The organism is Haloarchaeobius amylolyticus (genome assembly GCF_026616195.1).
In the GTDB taxonomy this organism is placed as follows: Archaea; Halobacteriota; Halobacteria; order Halobacteriales; family Natrialbaceae; genus Haloarchaeobius; species Haloarchaeobius amylolyticus.
The window spans coordinates 641196-658673 of the sequence record NZ_JANHDH010000003.1 but is presented as its reverse complement, the minus strand read 5'-3'; the positions used below and the strand labels follow the sequence as shown (position 1 = coordinate 658673).

Annotated in this window: 16 protein-coding genes; 14 read left to right on the top strand and 2 right to left on the bottom strand. The window is 65.7% G+C overall.

The window, feature by feature from the left end; translation table 11 throughout:
* Nucleotides 1-37: 37 nt before the first annotated feature.
* Nucleotides 38-946: a DUF63 family protein gene (locus NOV86_RS20815; protein WP_267643748.1), complete on the bottom strand. Its 909-nt coding sequence runs from the start codon at nt 944-946 to the stop codon at nt 38-40.
* Nucleotides 947-1702: 756 nt separating this feature from the next.
* Between NOV86_RS20815 and NOV86_RS20810 the strand changes: the two genes are divergently transcribed.
* The 12 genes from NOV86_RS20810 (at nt 1703) to NOV86_RS20755 (ending at nt 14749) form a co-directional block, all read left to right on the top strand.
* Entirely contained in the window at nt 1703-1984 is a 282-nt protein-coding gene (locus NOV86_RS20810; RefSeq protein WP_267643747.1) for a DUF7123 family protein, read from the top strand.
* A 257-nt stretch (nt 1985-2241) separates the two neighbouring features.
* A complete protein-coding gene (locus tag NOV86_RS20805; protein ID WP_267643746.1) occupies nt 2242-2997 on the top strand; it encodes a hypothetical protein in 756 nt (251 codons plus the stop codon).
* A 197-nt stretch (nt 2998-3194) separates the two neighbouring features.
* Nucleotides 3195-3971: a hypothetical protein gene (locus NOV86_RS20800; RefSeq protein WP_267643745.1), complete on the top strand. Its 777-nt coding sequence runs from the start codon at nt 3195-3197 to the stop codon at nt 3969-3971.
* A gap of 104 nt (nt 3972-4075) precedes the next feature.
* The gene (locus tag NOV86_RS20795) at nt 4076-4882 is read left to right on the top strand and encodes a hypothetical protein (RefSeq protein ID WP_267643744.1); all 807 of its coding nucleotides are present in this window, start codon (nt 4076-4078) and stop codon (nt 4880-4882) included.
* Between the two features lie 241 nt (nt 4883-5123).
* Entirely contained in the window at nt 5124-5903 is a 780-nt protein-coding gene (locus NOV86_RS20790; RefSeq protein WP_267643743.1) for a hypothetical protein, read from the top strand.
* 262 nt (nt 5904-6165) lie between these two features.
* Nucleotides 6166-6945 (top strand): hypothetical protein, encoded by a 780-nt coding sequence (locus tag NOV86_RS20785; RefSeq protein WP_267643742.1) that lies wholly within the window; start codon nt 6166-6168, stop codon nt 6943-6945.
* 280 nt (nt 6946-7225) lie between these two features.
* On the top strand, nt 7226-7981 hold the full coding sequence (locus NOV86_RS20780) for a hypothetical protein (protein WP_267643741.1): 756 nt from the start codon (nt 7226-7228) through the stop codon (nt 7979-7981).
* Between the two features lie 441 nt (nt 7982-8422).
* Nucleotides 8423-9109, top strand: a complete 687-nt coding sequence (locus NOV86_RS20775) for a hypothetical protein (RefSeq protein ID WP_267643740.1) — start codon at nt 8423-8425, stop codon at nt 9107-9109.
* A 153-nt stretch (nt 9110-9262) separates the two neighbouring features.
* The gene (locus NOV86_RS20770; protein ID WP_267643739.1) at nt 9263-9964 is read left to right on the top strand and encodes a hypothetical protein; all 702 of its coding nucleotides are present in this window, start codon (nt 9263-9265) and stop codon (nt 9962-9964) included.
* A 168-nt stretch (nt 9965-10132) separates the two neighbouring features.
* Nucleotides 10133-10912 (top strand): hypothetical protein, encoded by a 780-nt coding sequence (locus NOV86_RS20765; RefSeq protein ID WP_267643738.1) that lies wholly within the window; start codon nt 10133-10135, stop codon nt 10910-10912.
* A gap of 156 nt (nt 10913-11068) precedes the next feature.
* A complete protein-coding gene (locus NOV86_RS20760; protein ID WP_267643737.1) occupies nt 11069-14104 on the top strand; it encodes a bacterio-opsin activator domain-containing protein in 3036 nt (1011 codons plus the stop codon).
* Between the two features lie 279 nt (nt 14105-14383).
* Nucleotides 14384-14749 carry a winged helix-turn-helix transcriptional regulator gene (locus NOV86_RS20755; RefSeq protein ID WP_267643736.1) on the top strand — a complete coding sequence of 122 codons (366 nt, stop codon included), beginning with the start codon at nt 14384-14386 and terminating at the stop codon, nt 14747-14749.
* Nucleotides 14750-14901: 152 nt separating this feature from the next.
* Here NOV86_RS20755 and NOV86_RS20750 read toward each other — a convergent pair whose 3' ends face one another.
* Nucleotides 14902-15288, bottom strand: coding sequence for a winged helix-turn-helix transcriptional regulator (locus NOV86_RS20750; RefSeq protein WP_267643735.1), 387 nt, complete (start codon nt 15286-15288; stop codon nt 14902-14904).
* Nucleotides 15289-15525: 237 nt separating this feature from the next.
* Between NOV86_RS20750 and NOV86_RS20745 the strand changes: the two genes are divergently transcribed.
* Nucleotides 15526-16431, top strand: coding sequence for a hypothetical protein (locus NOV86_RS20745; protein WP_267643734.1), 906 nt, complete (start codon nt 15526-15528; stop codon nt 16429-16431).
* Nucleotides 16406-17440 (top strand): hypothetical protein, encoded by a 1035-nt coding sequence (locus NOV86_RS20740; RefSeq protein WP_267643733.1) that lies wholly within the window; start codon nt 16406-16408, stop codon nt 17438-17440. Before NOV86_RS20745 ends, NOV86_RS20740 begins: the two co-directional genes overlap by 26 nt.
* Nucleotides 17441-17478 lie beyond the last annotated feature (38 nt).

Genomic DNA, 17478 nt, shown 5'->3' with positions numbered 1-17478 from the left:
TGGGTCACAGCAGGCGGGCCCGTCGAGGGACCCGAGCTCAGAGAATCGTGTACAGGAACAGGTTGTGCAGGGCCGGGCCGAACCCGGTCGTGGCCGCGATACCGAGGACGATGCTGCGGTGTCTGGCGTCCGTGATGGCGTGGCTGAAGACGTAGACGATGCCGAGCGCGATGAGGACCTTCACGACCACGAACAGCCACGCCATGCCGAGCAGGTCGGCCGTCGGCAGGGTCGCCGCGAACTCCATGATGTCCCGCGAGAGCGGCGTCTGCTCGGCGAGCCCGAAGATATCGATGCCGATGAGCGTCGTGCTCGCGTCGAGCAGGTGGCCGAGCAGGACCGCGAACCCGAGGAGGCCGGCGTTCCCGGTGACGCCGGGGTGGAACTGGTCGACGTACGCCCAGATGAGGATGGACAGCGACACGGCGACCAGGACGGCCACGAGCGACCAGAGCGGGTGGACCTCCCGCCCGCTCAGGGCGATGGTCGCGCCCGCGATGGGCGCCAGGAAGAGGATGCCGCTGAGGGCGACCGATTCGGCCGCCTCCCGGGACGAGCGTCGGTCGGGCGCGGCCAGGTGGAGCCAGAGGTGCCCGCCGATGGCGAACGCGGTCAGGTAGACCAGCGGCGACGACAGGAACGGGATGACCTGCTCGGGCAGCACGACGACCTGCCCGAAGACCGAGAGCGCCGCCGCGACGGCGACCCACGGGAAGAAGCCGATGACCAGCTCCTCGGTCGCGTAGAGGTTCCGTGCCTTCATGAGGACGAAGATTCGGCTCACCGCCAGCAGCAGCGCCAGCGTGTGGAAGGGATGCATGAGAACCGGGTCGAACGAGCCGACGAGCACGAGGCCGCCGAGGTCACCGCTCGTGGGGAGCGCGACGCCTCCCAGTTCCGTCGACCGCGGTACGGCCCCGGACAGCAACAGTTCGTATCCTGACATCGTGTAGTTCCTCGGACTGCGTGGCCCGGGTCGGTCGCCGACTGCCCTGGTTCGGCACCCCGGCGGCCACGCGTATTCAGCCTATCATACGACGTACAGCTATATGGGGTTCGCCTTACGTGAGCGTAGTTCCCTCACCGCGGCGATGTGTCGGCCGGCACGGATGGTCGAGGCCCCAGTCGGGTGGACCTTCCACCGGACCGATTAACACGGGTGTTATGGATTGACTCGGGGGTTCGCGCGGTCTTAAACCCGGTCGTGGCCACCTAGTAAACGGGGGAGCAGCGTCACCGGACGTCTGCGCCTCCAAGTCGCAAGACCGCCTGTCGTCTCGGTGCCCGGTACACACGTTGTGGCCAGTTCATCCGGTCGTCAAATGCGCGACGGTCGTGCCGGTTACCGCCGTTCGTACGAGGCGCCGACCCCCACGTCGGGGGTCGGTCAATGTGGCTGCTGTTCGTCGACGCCGGTCCGGCCGCACGAGGACGTGTGGCGGGGTCGGCAGCCACGGACAGCAGTCCGTCTCACGCAGCGTTCGCCCGCAGTGTCACACATCTGTTCGGTGTGGAGGCCCCTGGTCCCGTGTTCTCTTCGTCCCGTATCGCTCGCGAGACGTCCGTGGCGAGCCGGCGAGCCGCGTCGGTTACCAGCGACTCAGTGGCACACAGGTAAGACGAACGTTATGTTCTTGTAACGCGAATATCAGCCTAGCAACGGTGTCGGTCCGTGGGGGGCCGTCGCCGTGGGGGAAACAACATGCACGATACGAACAGCAGCGCACCGATTCCGGGGTTGAACGAGAAACAACAGCGAATCCTGCAGTACCTGTCGGCGCAGGTGGGCTACCAGACCTACTTCAAATCGCGACTCATCGGGGAGGCGGTCGGCCTCTCCGCCAAGGAGGTCGGGTCGAACCTCGCACAGATACTGCAGAGCAACCGCGACGTCGGCCTCGACATCGAGAAGTGGGGATACTCCTCGGGGACGACGTGGAAGGTGACCCCGACGAACCCGGCACAGATGCGACAGCGGGCCTGAGCCGGCCGAGACCGACCCCGACGACCGTCTTCTCTCTGTTCTCGCCCCGGACAACCGACAGGTAACCACAGCATCGCGTGGGCCCAGGATCGCCCCCGAGCTGGTGGGCACCAGAAGCACCTGAGAGGTACGCCAGCCGGTCCAAGCGCTGGATACGCACGCGAGGGGAAACCGGGTGACGTTGGGGAAACGTGATTTACTGACAGTAATTATTCACTATATGTCCGAAACCGGCCTGGGTATAGAGTGGAGGAAACATGGCAGACCTTTCCAAGCGACAATATCTGAAGTACGCCGGTGCATCTCTCGCGGCTCTCTCCCTGGGCGTTGGCGGCAAACTCGCCGCCGACGGGACACTCCAGTCCAGTGTGAAGGAGACCACGGAGGTCGCACCCGCGGCCAAGCCCGGAACCGAAGCCGCTCCCGAGCCGATCCTCGGCCCGGCCGGCGTCGGTGACATCCTCGACTACGAGCGCGACGACTACGGGAACATCGAGTTCGACTGGGCGTACCTCTCGTTCGAGACCGACGACGGTGACGTCGACCTCGACGACGTCGGCGTCGACTTCGAGACCGACGTCTACAGCGACCACCTCGAGCTGACAGTCGAGGACAGCGAGGTCTACGTCGACCTCGAGATGAACGACAACGGAGGCAACCTCGAGCTGGACATCGCGTTCCGCAACGAGTACATCTCCTTCGAGTACGAGTACGGCGACGTCGAGTTCGAGTCCGACGGTGGCGGCTACCAGTTCGAGGACGACCGCCGCGACATCGAGTACCGCGGCCGCTACCTCGACTTCGAGTACGACGAGGACAGCCAGGAACTCGAGATCAAGGGCGCCATCAAGCTCGAACTGGAGACCGACAACGGTCTCGACTTCGAGTACGCCGACGGCCGCATCGCCATCGACTTCGACACCACGGAGCTCGAGTACGCGGGCGAGGACGTCCTGATGGAGTGGGAATGGGGCAACGGCAGCGACGACGAGTTCGAGGCCCGCCGCATCTAGACCCCACGAGCAACCCCTTCCGACACTCTGGCATCCTTCGGCCGTTTTTTCAGGACACTCCGACCCGACGACGAGACGTCGTCTACCGCCAGGTAAGCCACCTTCGGCGACGTACCTCCGGGGGCGGAACGACCGTACGTCACAGTAATTTGATAGTTGATTACCCTGCGGTTCTTCTGTTGCTCTGAGGAATCGATATGGCAGCCCTTTCCAAGCGGCAGTACCTGAAGTACGCTGGGGCGTCACTCGGCGCGATCTCGCTCGGTGTCGGCGGGAAACTCGCGGCCGGGAGCGCGTTCCAGTCCAGCGTGGACGAACAGACCGCGAACGTCGTGGAGACCAGCGAGGTCACCCCCGCGGCCACCCCCGACACCGAGGCGGTCCCCGAACCCATCGTCGGCCCCGTCGGTATCGGCGAGGTACTCGACTACGAGCGCGACGACTACGGGAACATCGAGTTCGACTGGGAGTTCGTCTCCTTCGAGACCGACGACGGCGACATCGACCTCGACGACATCGGGGTCGACTTCGAGACCGACCTCGACAGCAGTTTCGTCGAGTTGACCGTCGAGGACAGCGAGGTGTTCGTCGACCTGGAGTTCGACCGCGAGGGCGACTACTGCGAGATCGAGATCGCGTTCCGCGACGAGTACATCGACTTCGAGTTCGACGCGGGCGACACGGACTTCAAATCCAGCGGGACCGGCTACCAGTACGAGGAGGACAGACGCGACATCGAGTACAAGGGTCGCTACCTCGACTTCGAGTACGACGAGGCGAAGGGCGAACTGGAGATCAAGGGCGCCATCAAGCTCGAACTCGAGGTCGACGACGGGCTCGACTTCGAGTACGCAGACGGCCGCGTCTTCATCGACTTCGACACCACGGAACTCGAGTACAGCGGCGAGGGTGTCGCCTTCGAGTGGGAGTGGCGTGAGAACGGCGACGACGAGTTCGAGGCGCGCCGTATCTGAGCGGTTCCGGGTCGACCGGACGTTCCGGGGCGGTTACGAGACGACCACTCAGTTATTTGAGGTTTGATATCCGAAGGTGGCTAGTCTCCACGCGAGGCACTGAAATGGCAGACCTATCGAAGCGACAATACATGAAGTATGCCGGCGCATCCCTCGCCGCCCTCTCGCTGGGCGTCGGTGGCAAGCTAGCAGCGGACGGCCCGCTGGCTGCAGTCGGTGAGACGACCGGACTCGCCCCCTCGGCAGGGGCGAACCCCGAAGCGACGCCCATCCTCCGCGGCGCGGGCGTGGGAGACATCCTCGACTACGAGCGCAAGGACGACGGCGCGGTCGAGTTCGACTGGGGCTACCTCTCGTTCGAATCCGAGGGCGACGGCTCGTTCGAGATAGAGGACGTCGGCGTCGACATCGAAGCGACCGTCGACGGCGGTGACGACTTCGACGCACTGGAGATGCTCGTCGAGGACAGCGAACTCTACTTCGACCTCGAAGTGCTCGAGAGCGGCGGTATCGACTCGGTGGAGCTCGACTTCGCGCTCCGCGACGAGTACGTCTCCTTCGAGTTCGACGCGGACGGGCCGACCGTCGAGTTCGAGTCCGACGGGAGCGGTCACCAGTTCGAGGCCGAGGACGACAGCCGGGACATCGAGTACCAGGGCCGCCGCCTCAAGTTCGAGTTCAAGGAGACCGACGGCGGCGACAAGTGGGAACTGGAGATATCGGGTGCCATCCGCGCCGACATCGAATGGACCGAGAGCGGTGAGCTCGACGTCGACTACGTCGACGGGCGCATCGCCGTCGACATCGACGTCAGCTCGCTGGACGTGGAGTACGCCGGCACGGACGTCATGTTCGAGTGGGAGTACGTCGACTACGGCACCGACGACGAGTTCGAGGCCCGCCGCATCTGAGCGACCCGTCCGGAACGCTTGCGGCCTCGTGACGACGTGTGCGGTCCACACGAGTTCTTTTGCCGGTCGTCCCAGCACGAGTAGCGACGGCCCCCGACATGTCCTCTCACTGGCCGCGAATCGGATGCCTTCTGTGGGTTCTGGTGCACCCTGACGGACTCTCCGGCCGGTAACGAGACGACCACACAGTTATCTGATACTTCATATCCGAATCCGGCTTTCCATAGTGTGAGGCACTGAAATGGCAGACCTTTCCAAGCGACAGTATCTGAAGTACGCCGGCGCGTCCCTCGCCGCCCTCTCGCTGGGCGTCGGTGGCAAGCTCGCCGCGGATGGCACACTCCAGTCGAGCGTCCAGTCGACCACCGAACTGGCACCGGCAGCGAAGCCGGGAGCCGGGGCAGCGCCGGAGCCCATCCTGCGCACCGCTCGCGTCGGTGACATCCTCGACTACGAGCGCAACGACGACGGTGACATCGAGTTCGACTGGGTCTACCTCTCGTTCGAGACCGACGACGGTGACGTCGACCTCGACGACGTGGGTGTCGACCTCGAGACCGAACTCGGCCAGGAGCACCTGGAGTTCACGGTCGAGGACAGCGAGGTCTACGTCGACCTCGAGTTCAGCGACTACGGCGACATGCTCGAGCTGGACATCGCGTTCCGCAACGAGTACATCTCCTTCGAGTACGACTACGGCAACGTCGAGTTCGAGTCCGACGGTGGTGGCCACAAGTTCGAGGACGACCGCCGCGACATCGAGTACCGCGGACGCTTCCTCGACTTCGAGTACGACGAGGACAGCCAGGAACTCGAGATCAAGGGCGCCATCAAGCTCGAGCTGGAGGTCGGCAACGGCCTCGACTTCGAGTACGCAGACGGCCGCATCGCGGTCGACTTCGACGAGACCGAACTCGAGTACGTCGGCGAAGACGTCATGTTCGAGTGGGAGTACCGCGGTGGCAACAACGCTCTCAGACGGCGCTACTCCGAGGACGAGTTCGAAGCCCGCCGTATCTGAACACCCCCGCACACCAGCCACTCCCTCTTCGCGACCGCGGAGACCCGGTATTTTTCGAGCTTTCCCCCGACCACGAGCGACCGCGTCGGCCCGAACTCCGCCGGCGTCCGCCTCCGGGAACGCGCCTGAACTTACGACGAGCGTGACAGCAAGGAAACAGACATGTCCAGTACCGGGTACTTGCGGCCCAGTTACGTAAGTTCAGGCCAGTTATTTTATACTTAATATCTGATACACCCGTCTGTACGGACGAGGCACTGAAATGGCAGACATCAGCAAACGTCAGTATCTGAAGTACGCGGGTGCGTCGTTCGCCGCCCTCTCGCTGGGCGTCGGCGGCAAGCTCGCCGCGGACGGCTCGCTCCAGTCGAGCGTCAAGGAGACAACCGAGGTCGCGCCCGCGGCCAAGCCCGGCACCGAGGCGGCACCCGAGCCCATCCTCGGCCCCGCCGGCGTCGGGGACATCCTCGACTACGAGCGCGACGACTACGGCAACATCGAGTTCGACTGGGTCTACCTCTCGTTCGAGACCGACGACGGTGACGTCGACCTCGACGACGTCGGCGTCGACTTCGAGACCGAACTCGGCAAGGAGAGCCTCGAGTTCACGGTCGAGGACAGCGAGGTCTACGTCGACCTCGAGTTCAACGACTACGGCGAGCAGCTCGAGCTGGACATCGCGTTCCGCAACGAGTACATCTCCTTCGAGTACGACTACGGCGACGTCGAGTTCGAGTCCGACGGTGGCGGCTACCAGTTCGAGGACGACCGCCGCGACATCGAGTACCGCGGACGCTTCCTCGACTTCGAGTTCGACGAGGACTCCGGCGAACTGGAGATCAAGGGCGCCATCAAGCTCGAACTCGAGGTCGACGACGGCCTCGACTTCGAGTACGCAGACGGCCGCATCGTCGTCGACTTCGACGAGACCGAACTCGAGTACGCCGGCGAGGACGTCATCTTCGAGTGGGAGTGGCGCGGCGGCAGCCACGGCTACGGCCAGTCGCACTCGGAGGACGAGTTCGAGGCACGTCGTATCTGAGCCCGCAGCAGAACCCGGCCCGCGCGTGGCCCGGGACCGGCCCAGACGCACGGACACCGATTGCCTCCTGACTACTGCGTCGATGCGGGCCCATCCCGAGCGGTCACGACACCGGTTCCGACACCGACGGCCGGGTGAAGCCGGCGTGTCGGCCACACGGTCGACTCCACCCCAGGTACGTTCGTTTTCTTCGCGGAATCTCGCAGACGTAACGAGACGACCTTACAGTTATTTGATGCTTAATACCTGAAGCCGACCTTCGTTAGAACGAGGCACTGAAATGGCAGACCTTTCCAAGCGACAGTACCTGAAGTATGCCGGCGCATCCCTCGCCGCCCTCTCGCTGGGCGTCGGTGGCAAGCTCGCCGCGGATGGTTCGCTCCAGTCGAGCGTCCAGTCGACCACCGAGGTCGCACCCGCAGCGAAGCCGAGCGCCGAAGCAGCCCCGGAGCCCATCCTGGGCCCCGCCGGCGTCGGTGACATCCTCGACTACGAGCGCGACGACGACGGCAACATCGAGTTCGACTGGGCGTACCTCTCGTTCGAGACCGACAACGGTGACATCGATCTCGACGACGTTGGCGTCGACTTCGAGACCGACATGTACGGTGAGAGCCTCGAGCTGACCGTCGAAGACAGTGAAGTCTACGTCGACCTCGAGATGGACGACGACGGCGACCACGTCGAGCTGGACATCGCGTTCCGCAACGAGTACATCTCCTTCGAGTACGACGACGGCGACGTCGAGTTCGAGTCCGACGGCCAGGGTCACCAGTTCGAGGACGACCGCCGCGACATCGAGTACCGCGGACGCTTCCTCGACTTCGAGTACGACGAGGACAGCCAGGAACTCGAGATCAAGGGCGCGGTCAAGCTCGAGCTCGAGATGGACAACGGCCTCGACTTCGAGTACGCCGACGGCCGTATCATGATCGACTTCGACGAGACCGAGCTGGAGTACGCCGGCGAGGACGTCCTGATGGAGTGGGAATGGGGCAACGGCAGCGACGACGAGTTCGAGGCACGCCGCATCTAACTCGACTCCCACACTCGACCAGGCCATATCGACTGCTGACACAGCAGACACCGTTTTTTCGACAGGATTCCCCAGTGCGTGCCAGATGGCCGCATCGTACCGTCCCCAGCCGAGGAGTTGTCACCGGGCCGTCGCTGGTGCCCGCCGGTGGCCACCCGGGAACTCCCTCCCGGTGACCGAGTAACCAGGGGTTACGCGGCTTTGAACGGTCTCGCGGTCGAATTCTCCGTCTGACGCGCCACTCTGGCCGCCGCATAAGCCGCCCTTTCTTTTTAGTGATATCCGGGATGGAGGGCCTGTTCGGCGTGTACCACCCCGGAATCACGCAGGACTCCAGCCGGTCACTTGCGAGCACGTTTCGGGGCGGTAACCGACCCACGAACCAGTTATCTGATAGCTTATCGGTTCGGCGAGCGTCGTAGTCTGCACGGAGTCGAGGGTATGGGAAACATCTCCAGACGCGCGTACCTGCAGTACACCGGGGCAGGGCTGACCCTGCTCACACTGGGTGTCGGCGGGCTGGTGGCCCTGGACGGGTCTGGCGGTCCCACAACAAGCGAGCAGGACCCGACTGCCGGTGATGGTGGTGCCGAGCCGGGTGATCCCCCGGCGTTCGCCCGGGAGCCGCCCAGAAGGCCCACAGACCTCGCCGGGCTCCGACCCGGCGACGCGCTCGCGTTCGACCGCGCCGAGAACGGCGACGTGGACTTCCGCTGGGCGGGCGTCGAGTTCGAGAGCGAGGACGGCGACCGCGACGTGGAGTTCCTCGTGGAGGACGGCGAGTTCTCCCTCGACCTCGAGGCCGCCGGGGACGGGAGCGTCCTGGAACTGACGGTGCTGGTCGGCGGCGTCGGCCTCGACCTGGAGGTCGCCGGCCCCGACGACGTGGACGTGGCGACCATCGGCCCCAGCCGCTCCTTCGAGAACGACCGTGGAGCCATCGAGTACGCGGGCGACCTGCTCCGGGTCGAGTGGGACCCGCGCCGGGTCGACCTGGAGATACGCGGCCCGGCCCACCTCGACTGGGACGGCGACGAGTTCGAGTACCGGGACCGGCTGGTCCGCATCGACTGGCGGCGCGGGACCCCGGACAGACCCGGGACCTTCGAGGCCCGGTACGTGGGCTGACGCGTGCTGGGGCACGTGGGTCCCGGTCTCCACCGAATCGTACCGTTCCGGTAGGCATCGAACCACCCGGTCCTCTCACCCCTGTAACGAGACGAGTTTTCAGTAATTTGATGCTTAATGTACGAACCGCGCATCTGTACGTACAGGAGGACTATGGCAGACCTATCCAAGCGACAGTACCTGAAGTACGCCGGTGCCTCGCTCGCGGCAGCCTCGTTCACACTGGGCGGGAAGCTCGCGGGCTCGACGGTGCCGAACGTGGCCCCCGAGTCGACGGTGGCGACCGCGACCAGAACCGGCAGTGACGCGGCACCCGCCGCGACACCGGAGTCGGCCAGCGAACCGCTGCTCGGCGCAGCCGTCGGCGCGGCCCTCGAGTACGAGCGCGACCCCAACGGTGACATCGAGTTCTACTGGGACGGCGTCGAGTTCGAGACAGAGAACAACGACCAGGACATCGAGTTCACGGCGAACGAGCCGGGCGTCTACATCGACTTCGAGACTGACGAGTTCGGCGACGACCTCGACCTGGAGCTCGTCGTCGACGGCGACGTCATCGAGTTCGAGGTCCGGGGCAACTACGACGTGGACTTCGAGGCCGTCGCCGACGGCCGGAAGTTCGAGGACGACGGGGACATCGAGTTCCACGCCTCGCGCATCAAGTTCGAGTGGGAACCCGACGACCACAAACTCGAGATCCGCGGTGCGGTCTACCTCGACTGGGACGGCGACCAGTTCGACTACCGGGGTCGCAACGTCCTGCTCGAGTGGGACGCCAGCACCCACAACAACCCCGCGTACGGCCAGTACCACGGCGGTTCGGGCGAGGGCGAGTTCGAGGCCCGGCGCGTCTGAGGACGCTGTCAGCCACCGTCCCAACCGGATTCCTTTGTTCCGTGAACACTCCACGTAATCGTAGTCGTACCGGGATGGTAACGATATGACCCGAGCCTACGTCCACACCAGACAGTAATTTGATACCTTATAGCGCATACCCGCCTGGTATACAGTGGAGGCAATTCAATGGCAGCTACTTCGAAGCGGCAGTATCTCAAGTACGCGGGCACTGCGCTCGCAGCACTCTCGATGGGCGTCGGCGGGAAACTCGCGGCAGACGGTGCCCTGCAGTCGAACGTCGAGAACACGCGCGAGGTCTCGCCCGCGGCCAACCCGGGCAGGCAATCGCCCGCCGCGAGCCCGGGCCCGAGTGCGGGTGCCGAGACACCGGCCGCATCACCCGGCCCCGACGCGGCCCCGGCGGACCCGGCCGTCGGTGCCCCGGACGAGACGAACGAACCGATACTCGGGCCTGCCGGGAGCGGCTACCTGCTCGACTACGAGCGCGACGACAACGGGGACGTCGAGTTCGAGTGGGGCGGGCTCATGTTCGAGACCCACGGCGGCGACCTCGACGTGGAGTTCGAGGTCAACGACTACGGCATCTACATCGAGTTCGAGACCAAAGACGGCGGCGAGAGCGTCGAGTTGAGCGCCGTCGCGGACGGCGACTACATCGACTTCGAGGTCGACCACCTGTACGACGTGGAGTTCGAGGCGGCCTCGGACCTCGGGACGAAGTTCGAGGACGACGGAAACGAGGTCGAGTACCGCGGCCGACTCGTCGACTTCGAGTGGGACCCCGAGTCGCTCGAACTCGACCTCAAGATCGCCGGTGCGCGCCTGGAATGGAGCGCGAAGGACCAGTCCACCCGCGAGCTCGAGTACCGCGGCATCGAGGTCCAGATCGAATGGGAGGGCCTCGGCTACCACAGCGACGGCGACTTCGAGGCTCGCCGCCTGTAGGCTATCCTGTGCCAGTGATATAAATAACCTTATTTCTTCTTTTTCCACAATTTCTCCGGTTCAAACCCCCGGACAGTTATCCTGAAATTGCGATAACTCAGCATACTACACTTAAGTATCTGAGGAGACTACTTACAGGGAGAGGGGGGAAGGGGGTTGGAGGAGGAAATCAACAGCGACCGCCGGGGGGAGGAATCGCTCGGTCTACCGGATAGGTACGGGAGTGCGACCGCGTGGCAGGCGCTCACCGAGGCCGGCTTCGGCCTCGTCGAGGTCGACGAGACGGGAACCATCGTGGGCGCGACACCGTCGGTCGCGGACACACTCGGCTACACGTCGGAACCGCTGGTCGGGCAGTCCTCGACACGCCTGTTCCCCGAGTCCGAGGTCCAGTCGGTGCTCGACCTGCTGGCCGAACTCGCGGACGACGACGACGTGCGGGTGGTCCGCCATCGCGGCAAGGACGGGAACGAGGTCGCCCTGCCGGTCTCCGTCCACCGCGTCGAGACCGAAGAGCAGGTGACCTACGTCGAGGTCGTCCGGGACTTCGAGGGCGTTTCTGCGGACGAGGGTGACACCGATGCAGGTAGCGACCGCGTCCTCGCACCCGCGGAGACACCGGACCGGCAGACAGGCGAAACTCGGTCCACCGATGTTCGCTCCCCGGGAGAGCGACCTGACCACGTCCCGGAACCCGACCAAACCGGGCCCTCCGACGCGGCCGACGACACGACCGCCGGGAGGGCCACCGACACGCTGTACCGGGAACTGTTCGACCAGAGCCACGACGCCATCGTCATCTTCGACACGGAGACCGGCCGACTCGTCGACGCCAACGACCGGGCGGTCGGACTCCTCGGCGCCGAACAGGACGAGAAGGCGGAACTCGTCGGCACCCACGCGTCGCGGTTGTTCCGTGACGACACGGATGGGGACGGTGACGGGTCAGCGGGTCGTGGTACCGCCGCTCGCCTGCTCGCGGGCGAGGTGACGGCGAACGAGGACCTGCCCTGCCGGCGGACCGACGGGAGCCCCATCACCGTGGTCGTGAAGTCGGTTGTCAGGTCGGGAGACGTCCGGCTGGCCGTCGCCGTCCAGGACGTGACCGACCGACGACGACGCGAGACCGAGCAGACGGACCGCGTCGCCGCGATGGATGCGGCCCTCGAAGGCATCGCCACGCTCGACGAGGAGTACCGGGTGACGTACGCGAACGAGGAGTTCGCGTCGCTCCACGACACGACCGTAGACGAGACCGTCGGGTCGGAGTGGCAGGAGTTCTACACCGACGAGGAGTGGCGAAAGCTCTCGTGGCAGGTCCTCCCCGCGGTCGAGCGCGAGGGGACCTGGCGCGGGGAGGCGACCGGGCGCCGCGCCGACGGCGAGACCTTCCCGCAGTCGCTCTCGCTGAGCACGGTCGGTGGCGGCGGCCTCGTCGCGGTCGTCCACGACCTCAGCGCACAGAAGCACTACTCCCGGCGCCTGCGCGACCTGAACGTCATCACCCACCGGTTGATGAGCGCGCGGAGCGACACCGAGATCGCGACCATCGGGTGCGAGGCCGTCGGGCAGGTCGTCGGCCTGCCCCTGAACGCCATCCGGCTCCACGACCCGGAGTCGAACGACCTCGTGCTCACCGAGGCGCCCGAGAGCACGATGGAGGTCCTCGGGCCCCGCCCGCGATACGACGTGGAGACGACGCCTGCGGGTCGTGCGTTCGAGACCGGCGAGACCGTCATCACCGTCGTCAACGAGGCTGACCCCTACGGCCGGTACCCGCTCTCGGAGGCGATGTACGTGCCACTCGGCGAGCACGGCGTCATGAGCGTCGGGACCACCGACCCGCACGGGTTCAGCCGGGAGGAGGTCGACCTCGCCGAGTTGCTCGGCGCGAACCTGACCGTCGCGTTCACCCGGGCCCGGCGGGACCGCCAGCTCCGCGAGATGCAGGCCGACCTCACGCGCAAACAGGACGTGTTGCGCCGCCAGCACGACCGCCAGGAGATTCTGCTCGGTATCAGCTCGCTCGTTCAGGAGATTACCGACGCGACCGTACACTCGAAATCGCGCGAGGAGATAGAGCAGGCCGTCTGCGAGACCATCGCCTCGTCGGAACTGTACCACTTCGCGTGGATCGGCAACTACAGCCTCGGGCGCGGGCGCATCGTCCCCCGGGCCGCGGCCGGGCTGGACGAGGGCGTCCTCGACGAGATCGCCCAGATCACCCCGACCGAACTCGAACGCGGCGCCATCGACGAGTCGATTGAGACCGGCGAGGCACAGGTCGTCCGCAAGCAGGACGGCGACGTCGAGTTGCACGAACCGGTCCGGCGGGCAGCGTCAGAGCGCGGGTTCGAGGCGGCCATCGCGGTGCCGCTCACCTACGCCGGCCGGAACTACGGCGGACTGGTCGTCATCGCGAGCCACGCCGACGCCTTCGGCGAGTTCGAGACGCGCGCGTTCTCCGTGCTCGGCGAACTGGTCGCCTTCGCCATCCGGGCCACGACCGACCGGGCACTGTTGCTCAGCGACTCAATCATCGAGGTCGAGGTCGTGAGTACGGACCGGAACGCCGCGCTCGTCGATCTCTCCGCGGAGGTGGGCTGCCGGCTGACCCTGGCTGGCATCGTCGACAACAACCAGAACGGACGGCGGTACTACTACCTGGTCGAGGACGCGCCCGCGGCCACGGTCGTCGCCGCACTCTGGCGCTACCGCGGCGTCGAGGACGTCGAGGTCATCAGCGAGCGCGTGAACGAGTCGCTCATCGCCATCGAGCTGTCGGGCGGGTCGCTCGTGCAGTCGCTCGTCGAGTACGGGGTCCGGGTCCGCGAGCAGACCGTCGACGACGGCCGGGCGACCGTCGTCGTCGAGGCCCCGACGCAGGACGACGTGCGCGACGTGGTCGAGTTGCTGGTCGAGGAGTTCCCCGAGACCGACGTCGTCTCGGTCCTCGAACGCGACCGGCCCGTCCGGACGGCGAACGAGTGCCGGGACATCCTGCTGGGCGACCTCACGGACCGCCAGCACGCGACCCTGCAGACGGCCTACGTCGAGGGCTACTTCGACTGGCCCCGCCGGAGCACCGCCGAGGAGGTCGCCGACCGGCTCGACATCGCCTCCTCGACCTTTCACCAGCACGTCAGGATCGCCCTCCAGAAGGTGCTCTCTGCCCTGTTCGATGAGGAGTGAGCGTGGCTCCCACGGAACCACCGTGATGTGAGCCACGAACCACCCGACCAGCTATTCTACTGATACGTTTCGCAGCGACCGACCCGGAATACCCGTGTCACGTCGGTTTCCCCGGACGGCGTGATAGCTCAACACAACATATCGGTTCGCACTACCGACTCCTCTAGGTAACATCGCGGAGATTCCGCAGGTTATCAGGAGTGTTGTCAGGACGGTACCGAGAAGTGTGGGTTCCTAGTTCATGGGGATTCGGAGGTTATATGGTAACGAGAGATCGGCATGAACAGGTCATTTGGCGATTACAATTCGATCCGGGACCGTGCTGCCGCGGAGGCAGCTGCACGAGAGTCGTTCGAGACCGCGAACCCGTTGACGGCGGTCGCGACGTTGCTCGGGCGGAAGTGGCACCTCGTCATCCTCGACGAGCTGCTCGAGGGGGGACCGCAGGGGTTCAGTGCACTGCAGCGACAGATCGGGGGAATCTCGAGCAAGGTGCTGTCGGAGAGCCTGAGCGACCTCGAGGAGAAAGAACTCATCTCGCGGGCGGTCGTCTGTGAGAAACCGTTCCGAGTGGAGTACTCGTTGACCGAACGGGGGGAGGCACTCCAGCCGGTCATCGAGGCCGCACGGGAGAGTTCGGTCTAGCGACCCGAGACGGTCCGACCCGGCTGTATCGACCGCGTACGAACCTGCGACTACGTTTTTTCGCCGACAGTGCAGTGTCGCGCACGTGAGCCCACGCTCCGGGAGCGCAGTGTCGAAATCGAGACGGCAGAGAAAGAATCCGTGGTCGTGGATCAGAACTCCCGCATGTCCTGTTGTTCTTCGGTGAGCATCTCCGGGACGAGGTGCTTGTCCCCCCATTCGGCCATGCTGTCGATGACCGCTTCCAGGTCCTTCCCGCGCTCTGTCAGCCGGTACTCCACCCGGAAGGGGCGGTCGCTGATGATCCGGCGCTCGACGAGCCCGAGCCGCTCCATCTCGCTCAGGTTCTCCGAGAGCACCTTGCTGGAGACGCCGTATATCTCCTCGCGCAACGCCGAGAACCCCAGTGCCTCGTTCTTCAGCAGTCGGTGCACGATCGCTGGCACCCACTTCTTGCCGAGGACGTTACTGGCTGCGGTGATGGAGCACCAGTCGTCGCTCCGATACCAGAGTTCTGATTTCTTTGTCGTCTCCTCCATACACTAGAGGACTAGTGCTGATTAGCTAAAAAGCGGTCCCCGTCCCTGCGAGGCTCCGGTAAGTACCCCCGGCTCAGGCGGTGCTCAACCCCCTGAGAGGTCGACCAGGGCGTAACCCCCTCACTCGGCGCTCAGACGCATTCCGGGCCGTAGGAAGCCCACCGGGAGCACCCGTTATTACCTGACAGGTAGTTGATTGTTTATTGCCGGCACTGGCCTATCTCCGGATGGTAGAGTATGGAGGAACTTGACCAACTTACGAAACGCGATTACCTGAAGCTAGCAGGAGCTTCACTGGGTGCTCTCGCACTCGCGACCGGTGGCTTGCTCATCTCGAACAACAAGCCGGCCGCGACCGACAAACCCGGTACGACTCCCGACGTGACCCCGCCCGGCCCAGGCGGTGGGTCCGGTGGCATCGGTGGCGGCGGCGGCCCCGGCGGTGACGGGGGCTCCGGCGGCGTCGGTGGTGGCGGCGGCGGTGGCCCCGGCGGTGATGGGGGCTCCGGCGGCGTCGACGGCGGTAACGGCGGCCCCGGCGGCGATGGCAGCTCCGGCGGCGTCGACGGTGGCCCCGGCGGCGACGGCGGTGCCGGTGGCGTCGACGACCCGGGAGACGGCGGCTCCGGCGGCGTCGGTGACCCCGGCGACGGCGGCAGCCCCGGCCACGGCGGCCCGGGTGGCTACGTCTCCGGCGACTACCTGGACTACGAACGCGATGACAACGGTGACATCGAGTTCTACTGGGACGGTATCGAGTTCGAGACCTCGAACGGCGACCTCGACCTGGAGTTCGTCGTCTCGACGCCGGACTACTACATCGACCTGGAGGTCCACGACGCCGGTGACGGCCTCGAGGTGACCATCGAGAGCCGGACCGACTACATGGACCTCGAGGTCGACTACGACGACGTCGAGTTCGAGTCCGACGGGGCCGGCTACAAGTTCGAGGACGACGACGGCGAGATCGAGTACCGTGGCGTGTACACCAGCCTCGAGTGGGACCCGGAGAACCGCGAACTCGACGTGAAAGGGCTGTTCAAGCTCGACTACGACGGGGACGACCTCGACCTCGAGTTCCGGGGCATCGGCGTCAAACTCGAATGGGAGAGTGACGGTGACTTCGAAGCCCGGCTCCTCTGAGGAGCACGCGGAGCCCCTCGGGTTCATCGAGCGGCTCCACCGCGGGCTCATCGGAGACGCAGCAGCCGACGGCGACGACGAGCGCGCGTCTCGGCCGCGCGAGGGCTCGACCACCGACGAGACGGCGACCAGTGCCTCTGACATGGACCGGTCGCCGAGGGTCGGGTCGAGCCAGTCGGCGGACGAGGAAGACGAGGACGACGGGATCAGGTTCGCCTTCGACGACGAAGCCGCGCCGCACCCGAGTCAGCGACGGACCGTCGATGACGAGGCGGTCGACGCCGAATCGCCCGGCGATGCCGAATCGCCCGACGCGGCGACCGACGAGAGCGTGGCGACTGCAGGCGCAGTCAGCGACGACGCGTGGCAGCGAATCGCGGCCGACCAGCCCATGGTCGAGGAGGCCGAGGGCCCGTCCGACGCGGAATCGGCTGGGGACAGCAGGCAGAGCCCCGTCACGGTCGGCGAGGTTCGCGCCAGCGATTCGGCCGCTTCAGCGGCCGCCCCAGCAGGGGTCGCGGCCGCGCTCGCGGCCGAGTTGACCGCCGGGACCGTCGACGACGAGACACGCGAGGTGCTCGAATCGCACCTCGGGGTCGGCGTCGACGCGGCGGTCGCCGAGGAGGTACAGTCGCTCCAGGAGCGCGTCGTCGCGCTGGAGACCTACGCGGACGTGCTGGAGACGGAACTCGCCAGTTCCGTCGCCGACGCACAGCTCGCGACCCGCGTCGCCGACATGGACGACCGGGTCGACCGCGTGGACGACCGGCTGGACCGCATCGAGCGGTCGATGCGCGAGGCGCTCCTGACCGTCTCCGACAGCGTCGACCGGCTCGACGGCCAGGTCAGGGACGCCGACGCGGCGGTCGAGGAGAACCGCCGCCAGGTGGCCCGGCTCCTCGGCTGGCAGCGCAACCTCGCCGAGACGATGGCGACCGCCATCCGGGTCACCCCCGACGAACCGCTCGACCCAGACACCCCGCTCACCGGCGACGAATCGCGTGAGTGAGCACCCGTTCCTTCAGCTCTTTTGAACCAGTCAGGTGA